This window comes from Bradyrhizobium sp. UFLA05-125, from assembly GCF_059803515.1.
This window is the reverse complement of the sequence record NZ_JBANBJ010000172.1, coordinates 1-1369: the sequence shown is the minus strand read 5'-3', so window position 1 is coordinate 1369 and position 1369 is coordinate 1. Positions and strand designations below refer to the sequence as shown.

Here is a 1369-nt window from a genome sequence, read left to right as displayed (position 1 = left end):
GGTCGTGTCCCCGAAGGTGGTGTAGCTCGGTAGAGCAAAGCCGTCCGCACGCGCGCCCTCCAATAGCGCCGTAGCGGGCGGGCGGCTTTGCGGTGGTCACCGATGATTCGTCGGTAAGGTTTGGGTTGCGACACCAACCTGATTCGAGGAACCACCGATGACCGACGACATGATGAACCTGCGCGCGCTCGTGGAGAAGACCCCTGACGCCGATCTCTTGCGCGAGATGATCGGCTTTGCCGCCCACCGGCTGATGGAGCTGGAGGTCGAGGGCCTGACCGGGGCGGCTTACGGCGAGAAGAACCAGGAGCGCCTGGTCCAACGCAACGGTTATCGCGATCGAAGCTGGGAGACCCGCGCCGGCACCGTCGAGCTGCGCATTCCCAAGCTGCGCAAAGGCTCCTACTTCCCGGGCTTCCTCGAACCGCGGCGGATGGCCGAGAAGGCGCTCACGGCGGTGGTGCAGGAAGCCTACGTCCAGGGCGTCTCGACCCGCTCGGTGGACGATCTGGTGCAGGCCATGGGCATGAGCGGCATCTCCAAGAGCCAAGTGTCGCGGCTGTGCAGTGAGATCGACGACAAGGTGAAGGCCTTCCTCAATCGCCCGATCGAGGGCGACTGGCCCTATCTGTGGATCGATGCCACCTACGTGAAGGTGCGCCAGCAGGGGCGCATCGTCTCAGTCGCGGTGATCATCGCGGTGGGTGTCAACAGCGACGGCCGGCGTGAGGTGCTCGGCATGGATATCGGCCCGTCCGAGGCCGAGACGTTCTGGACCGCGTTCTTGCGCAAGCTCGCCCGCCGCGGCCTGCGCGGGGTCAAGCTGGTGATCTCGGATGCCCACGAAGGCATCAAGGCGACTGTCGCCAAGGTGCTCAACGCCACTTGGCAGCGCTGCCGCGTGCACTTCATGCGCAACGCGCTGGCGCATGCCGGCAAGAGCGGACGGCGCGTCGTCTCCGCCTTCATTGCCACCGCCTTTGCCCAGGACGATGCCGAGGCGGCACGCGCGCAATGGCGGCGCATCGCCGATCAGCTGCGTCCCAAACTGCCAAAGCTCGCTGCGTTCCTCGACGAGGCCGAGACCGATGTGCTGGCCTACATGAGCTTCCCGGCCGCGCACCGGGCCAAGCTGCACTCGACCAATCCGCTCGAACGCGTCAATGGAGAGATCAAGCGGCGGACCGAAGTGGTCGGCATCTTCCCCAACGAGGATGCCATCATTCGCCTGGTCGGCGCCATCCTGCTCGAACAGAACGACGAGTGGGCCGTCCAGCGCGGCCGCTACATGACACTGGAAACGATCGCGCCTTTGGGCGATGATCCCGCCGTCAGCTTCCCGGCTATCGCCAGCTGACCGATCCGGCCC

1 protein-coding gene is annotated in these 1369 nt (G+C 65.7%); it reads left to right on the top strand.

What is annotated here, in order from left to right:
* Positions 1–157: 157 nt before the first annotated feature.
* Positions 158–1357 carry an IS256 family transposase gene (locus tag SO156_RS45790; protein WP_498539458.1) on the top strand — a complete coding sequence of 400 codons (1200 nt, stop codon included), beginning with the start codon at positions 158–160 and terminating at the stop codon, positions 1355–1357.
* Positions 1358–1369: the final 12 nt, after the last annotated feature.

Coding starts and splice junctions, on each gene's coding strand:
- SO156_RS45790 (WP_498539458.1), top strand. CDS start 158: ATGACCGACGACATGATGAACCTGCGCGCGCTCGTGGAGAAGACCCCT.